Source organism: Flavobacterium sp. (assembly GCF_044368625.1).
Lineage (GTDB): Bacteria > Bacteroidota > Bacteroidia > Flavobacteriales > Flavobacteriaceae > Flavobacterium.
Genome location: NZ_JBIPPD010000195.1, coordinates 1 through 6,151, shown reverse-complemented (window position 1 = coordinate 6,151; position 6,151 = coordinate 1). Strand labels below are relative to the sequence as shown.

The 6,151-nt window shown below is 35.0% G+C and carries 7 protein-coding genes; all 7 read left to right on the top strand.

The features are described from left to right. The first annotated feature begins 306 nt into the window (after positions 1-306). Positions 307-1,230: a geranylgeranylglycerol-phosphate geranylgeranyltransferase gene (locus ACIQ2X_RS12725; RefSeq protein ID WP_396179296.1), complete on the top strand. Its 924-nt coding sequence runs from the start codon at positions 307-309 to the stop codon at positions 1,228-1,230. Continuing rightward, positions 1,223-1,804: a Maf family nucleotide pyrophosphatase gene (locus ACIQ2X_RS12720; RefSeq protein WP_396179295.1), complete on the top strand. Its 582-nt coding sequence runs from the start codon at positions 1,223-1,225 to the stop codon at positions 1,802-1,804. The genes ACIQ2X_RS12725 and ACIQ2X_RS12720 overlap by 8 nt, the downstream gene beginning before the upstream one ends. Before the next feature lie 3 nt (positions 1,805-1,807). Then, positions 1,808-2,320, top strand: a complete 513-nt coding sequence (locus tag ACIQ2X_RS12715; protein WP_396179294.1) for a mechanosensitive ion channel domain-containing protein — start codon at positions 1,808-1,810, stop codon at positions 2,318-2,320. Between the two features lie 141 nt (positions 2,321-2,461). After that, positions 2,462-3,673, top strand: coding sequence for an AI-2E family transporter (locus ACIQ2X_RS12710; protein ID WP_396179293.1), 1,212 nt, complete (start codon positions 2,462-2,464; stop codon positions 3,671-3,673). Positions 3,674-3,822: 149 nt separating this feature from the next. Beyond that, positions 3,823-4,659, top strand: coding sequence for an MlaE family ABC transporter permease (locus tag ACIQ2X_RS12705; protein WP_396179292.1), 837 nt, complete (start codon positions 3,823-3,825; stop codon positions 4,657-4,659). Next, on the top strand, positions 4,656-5,438 hold the full coding sequence (locus ACIQ2X_RS12700) for an ABC transporter ATP-binding protein (RefSeq protein ID WP_396179291.1): 783 nt from the start codon (positions 4,656-4,658) through the stop codon (positions 5,436-5,438). The genes ACIQ2X_RS12705 and ACIQ2X_RS12700 overlap by 4 nt, the downstream gene beginning before the upstream one ends. Before the next feature lie 2 nt (positions 5,439-5,440). After that, positions 5,441-6,151, top strand: a 711-nt coding sequence (locus tag ACIQ2X_RS12695) for an MlaD family protein (RefSeq protein WP_396179290.1), incomplete at its 3' end; no start/stop codon positions are given.

The window sequence follows — 6,151 nt, the reverse complement described above, 5'->3', positions numbered from 1 at the left end:
TTAGAAATAATGCCAATCAAGGTGCTACAAATAGAAATTACACTCAACAGCTACCTTCTCGAAATGTGGAAAAAAGTGCAACCACTTCTCGAAGCAGCAGCCAGTCGAACGCTAAAAGTACGAGAAATAATACTTCAACTCGATCAAATGTAAATACAAGAGGTTAACATTTGAAATAAATAAAACAAATGCCTAGAAGAAATTTTAGGCATTTTTTTATGATTACAAAAATTTTAAAAGTTACAACAAAGCAGTTATCTTTAACCCCGCAATGGTGCACACAAATTTAGTTGCTTTTCATTTACTATGGCATTTTTAAAGCTCATCCGATTTCAGAATTTACTGTTACTTATTTTTATGCAATTGCTTTTCAGATACGGATTTCTGAATTTGCAAAACATCTCTTTGGCCTTAACGGATTTACAATTTGTTATTCTAATTCTTACAACGGTTTGTATTGCCGCTGCCGGTTATATAATCAATAATATTTTTGATAAAGAAACAGATTCTATTAATCGTAAAAACGTTATTGTTGGCAACGAAATAAGTGAAGCGATGGCCTATAATTTGTACATCGCACTAAATGTTTTGGGCGTTGGTGGTGGTTTTTACTTGTCTAATGTTATCGAAAAACCTGGATTTGCTTTACTTTTCATCATTGTTTCAGGATTATTGTATTTATATGCCTCATCGCTAAAGCAATCATTACTTATTGGTAATATCATCGTTGCAGCTTTAACCGCGTTAAGTGTCATTATTGTAGGCTTGTTCGATCTATTGCCAATGGTTTCGCCTGAAACACAAGTACATTTAGGTATTTTATTCAAAATTATTTTAGACTATGCAATGTTTGCATTTTTAATCAACTTTATTCGTGAAATTATAAAAGATTTAGAAGACGTTAAGGGCGACTACAATTTAGGAATGAATACATTACCTATTGCTTTAGGGGTGGCGCGAACTTCTAAAATAGTTTTAGCAGTAACGGCTTTAATTACAATGTATTTACTGTATTACATTTACACGTATTATTTCAACAACAATTTATATATCAGCACTTTATACAGTCTTTTAATGATCATTGCACCTCTTTTATTTATCTGTATAAAATTAACGAGTGCTAAAAATTCGGGCAATTTTAAAACGTTAAGCCTACTTTTAAAATTGGTAATGCTTTCAGGAATTATTTCTGTTTGTGTCAATACCTTAAATATTTTATACAATGTTTAGTCAAAAACTTAAAGAATACAACCTCATTTTAGCTTCAGGTTCGCCAAGACGTCAACAGTTTTTTAAGGATTTGGAACTGAATTTCGAACTACGTTTGCGCGAAATTGACGAAGTTTATCCAGATCATCTCGTTGCTGATCAAATTACTGATTATTTGGCGGAGCTAAAAGGAAAAGCTTTTGAAGGAAGTTTAGCTGAAAATGAAATTTTAATTACCAGCGATACCATCGTTTGGCACGAAAATAAAGCCTTAGGAAAACCCAGAGATGCGGAAGATGCTTCTAAAATGCTGCAAAAATTATCAAATTCCTCACATCAGGTAATTACATCGGTATCCTTTAAAACTGTAGAAAGTGTTTCAACTTTTCACGATTATACCGAAGTTACTTTTACTGCATTAACTGATGAAATGATCCATCATTACATTTCAAATTTTAAACCTTTTGACAAAGCGGGTTCCTACGGTATTCAAGATTGGATTGGACTGGTTGGCGTTAAATCCATCAAAGGTTCTTATACAAATGTAATGGGTTTGCCCACTCATTTGTTATTTGATTATTTCAATAAATTGTAAATTATGGTAGAATTTATAAATGTTTATTCGAAACAATTAATAAGCACAGGTGTACTTTTTTTAATAATATCAATTTTCCGTTTCATTATTGTCAAACTGGTTAAAAAATACGCCATCCGAAGCGAAGCTGTTGAGAATCGTAAAAATTTAATTATCAAATACATAAGTGTATTTTTTACCACACTATTTTTTGTAAGCTTAATGATAATTTGGGGTGTACAAAAAGAAGATTTGTTCTTAACTATTAGCTCTGTCCTCACGGTTGTCGGAGTGGCATTATTTGCCCAATGGTCTATTTTAAGTAACATCACTTCCGGTTTTATCGTACTTTTTTCTTTTCCATTTAAAATTGGTGATACCATTAAAATCCACGACAAAGATTTTCCTATTGAAGGCGAAATCATTTCCATCCACACGTTTTATACTTTTTTAAAAACCGTTGAAGGTGAACTCGTCACCTATCCCAATTCGCTCTTACTTCAAAAAGGAATTTCGGTGGTAAAAAAATTAGATTAATTACTTTTGGCATGTAAATTATGTAACGTATTTGTGAATTTTCATAAGATTTAAATTCTTTTTTTCGGTCATTTTTGTATTTACAATCTTTTGTTCGCTTTTTTTAGCAAAAGATCAATTTCCGAAAACAAATTTAAATCCATGAATAGCACCCTAAAGTTGCCCTTTTATGTCAAATTATCATTGACTTTAGTGAGTTTGATTGCAGTATTTTTTATACTGTATATAGCTCAAACCATATTGATTCCGTTGATGATGGCTTTTTTATTCGCTATTCTACTTCGGCCTTGTTGCGCTTTTTTGAACCGTAAACTTAAATTTCCACATGTAATTGCAGCTATTACGTGTGTCCTTTTTTTTGTTATCTTAATTATCGGAATTGTCACGTTTATTTCCTACGAAGTGTCGGATTTTGTAAGCGATTGGAATAAAATAAAGCATAATTTCGGTATTCACTTAGCTAATTTACAGGAATTTGTGCGAAGCCGATTCGATATCAGTACCAACGATCAAGATAAATACATTGCGGACGCAACAAACGATACCGTTGAGTCGGGTAAAGAAATTTTAGGAAGTACGTTACTTTCCTTTACTGATACATTGGTTAATATGACTTTGATTCCAATTTATATGTTTCTGATTTTGTTGTATCGAACACACTTTATGAAGTTTTTGAACAAACTATTTAAACCTTCACAACAAGGCGTTCTTTTGGATATTTTGTGTCAAATCAAAGTAGCGGTCAAAAGTTATTTAGTCGGTTTGATTATCCAAATGATTTCTGTAGCCACACTCACTTCTATTGGATACATGATAGCAGGTGTAAAATACGCTATTTTATTGGGGGTTTTAACGGGTTTGTTAAACTTGATTCCGTATTTAGGCATTTTAGTAGCAATGCTCATCAGTATTTTTGCCACATTAACCGGTACACCGGATGTTTCAATGATTTTAGGTGTCGTAATTGTTACCGTAATTGTACAAGTAATTGACAATAATATTTTAGTGCCTCTTGTCGTGAGTTCTAAAGTGGAAATCAATGCGATGGCATCCATCATCGGGATTATTATAGGTGGTGCCATAGCTGGAATCCCGGGAATGTTTCTGGCCATTCCCACTATCGCCATTTTGAAAGTTATTTTTGACCGAATTGAACCGCTCAAACCATGGGGTTACTTGATGGGGGATGATATGCCCAAAACCTACGAATGGCGAAATATTCGATTAACCAATTACAATTACAGTTTGCAATCCGATGAAGTAGCACAAAATACTGATTGTATTATGGTCGAAACACCGTCCATATTTACCGAAACTTCGACTCGTACTACCAATACCAATGAAGAAAGTTGATAATAAGCAACTGTGAAATGAGCCTAACGGAAATGCGATGCAAACACGGATGAAAACAGGCTGCACGAGCTGGCGAATTGGCGAACTGGCGAATCAATTACATAACTTGTCCCGATCGATAGAGATGACCGATAAAAAAATACCAACCAATGAAACAAAAAATACCAAATTATGAGCGTGCTTCAGGACATGTTACTGAAAATGTAAAAGCGAAAGAAGTTTCGGTTCGAACACCCAACTCTATCGAAGTTTTTTTCGGAGACGTCGGAAATGCTACAAAGTTTGTACTTAAAGTAATTCAAAACATGTTTGGAAAAGATTTTGAGTTTAATCAATTTCTGAAACAGTGTTTTGCCATAGGAAATCAATCTTTAGGTTTAATTTCGGTAACTGGAATCATCATCGGATTGGTATTAACGATACAATCCCGACCGGTTTTAGTAAACTTTGGCGCCGTAAGTATGCTTCCGGGAATGGTGGCTATCTCGATTATTCGAGAAATGGGACCTGTAATTACAGCTTTGATTTGTGCCGGAAAAATTGGTTCGAGCATGGGAGCCGAAATTGGTTCGATGCGAGTTACAGAGCAAATTGATGCGATGGAAGTTTCATCCACCAATCCGATCAAATTTTTAATTGTCCCGCGCGTTTTAGCAGCTATATTTATGTTGCCTATATTAACGCTTTATGCCGATGCATTGGGTATTTTCGGAAGTTGGGTTGGGGCAAACATTAAAGGAGATGTCAGTTTTGTACTATTTATTTCACAGGCTTTTGGCAATGTTGAATTTTCAGACTTATTTCCTGCCGTTATCAAAACCTTTTTCTTCGGAGCGGTAATCGGTTTTGTGGGCTGTTATAAAGGTTTTAATGCTGGAAGAGGAACTGAAAGTGTAGGAATTGCAGCTAATTCTGCCGTAGTAATGGCTTCTTTATTAGTAATTATAGTCGATTTAATTGCTGTTCAAATAACCGATTTATTATGAATTCAACACACGAAAATAACAGCCAAGACATAGTCGTAATTCAGGATTTAACCAAAAGTTTTGACACCACAGCTGTTTTAAAAAAAATGACTTTATCTCTTAAAAAAGGAGAAAACTTGGTCATACTAGGTAAATCAGGTACCGGAAAATCAGTACTCATTAAATGTATTGTACGTTTACTAAATGCCGATACAGGGTCCATTAAAGTCCTTGGGGAAGAAGTAACGTCCTTGAGAAATGCTGAGATGAACGAAGTTCGGAAGAAAATCGGCTTTTTGTTTCAAGGTGGTGCGTTGTACGATTCAATGACGGTACGAGAAAATTTGGAGTTTCCGCTCAAAAGGATGTTTAAAAATTTATCGAAAGCAGAAGTAAATGCCAAAGTGAAAGAAGCTTTGGAAAATGTGGGACTCCCAGATTCTATTGACAAAATGCCCTCTGAACTTTCGGGCGGTATGCGAAAAAGAATCAGTTTGGCGCGAACCATAATTGTGGATCCTACCATCATTTTGTACGACGAACCTACAACTGGTTTAGATCCTGTAACCTCACATGAAATTAGTTTGCTAATCAACGAAGTACAGCAAAAATACAAGACCTCTTCCATCATCATCACGCACGATATCGAATGTGCCAAAACGGTTGCCAATCGGATTATTATGTTGCAAGATGGGAAAGTGTACAAAGAGGGCGTCCTCTCCGATTTTGAAAACTCCGATGATGCACTCGTGAGTTCGTACTTTAAAAGTCAAAACATTACAAATATAAAAACAATATAACTATGGAAGGTAAAAATTATAAAATCAAATTAGGCTTGTTTGTAACAGCAGGAATTATCATATTCTTTTTAGCCATTTTTATCATTGGTAAACAGAAAAATTTATTTGATCCTGTTTTTGAAGTAAAAGCCAACTTCCAGAACGTAAGCGGTTTGCAAGTTGGAAATACGGTTCGTTTTTCGGGAATCAATGTAGGGACGGTTGATAAAATTACGATTATCAACGATTCTACAGTTCAGGTAAAAATGTTGGTTAAAAACGATGTGCAAAAATTTATCAAGGAAGACAGTGAAGCTGCTATAGGATCTGAAGGAATCATTGGCGACAAACTGATCGTACTTTCTCGCGGCGGAAGCAGTCAAAAGACCATCAAAGAAGGCCAACTTATCGCTTCTTCTGAACCGGTTGAAACCGATGCAATTATGGAAAGTTTACAAATCACAGCCGACAATGCAGCCATTGCCACAGGTGAAATCACTGAAATTTTGGCAAAAGTCAACTCTGGTAAGGGAAGTTTAGGAAAACTCATCAACGACGACAGTATGGCAAACGACTTGGATGCGACGATGACCAATCTTAAAACCAGCACAAAAAAGTTAGACGAGAATATGGAAGCCGCCAAAAGCAATTTCTTACTAAAAGGCTATTTCAAAAAGAAAAAGAAAGCTGAAGAGCGCCAAAAAAAAGAAGCTGAAAAGCAAGCTGAAAAAAAT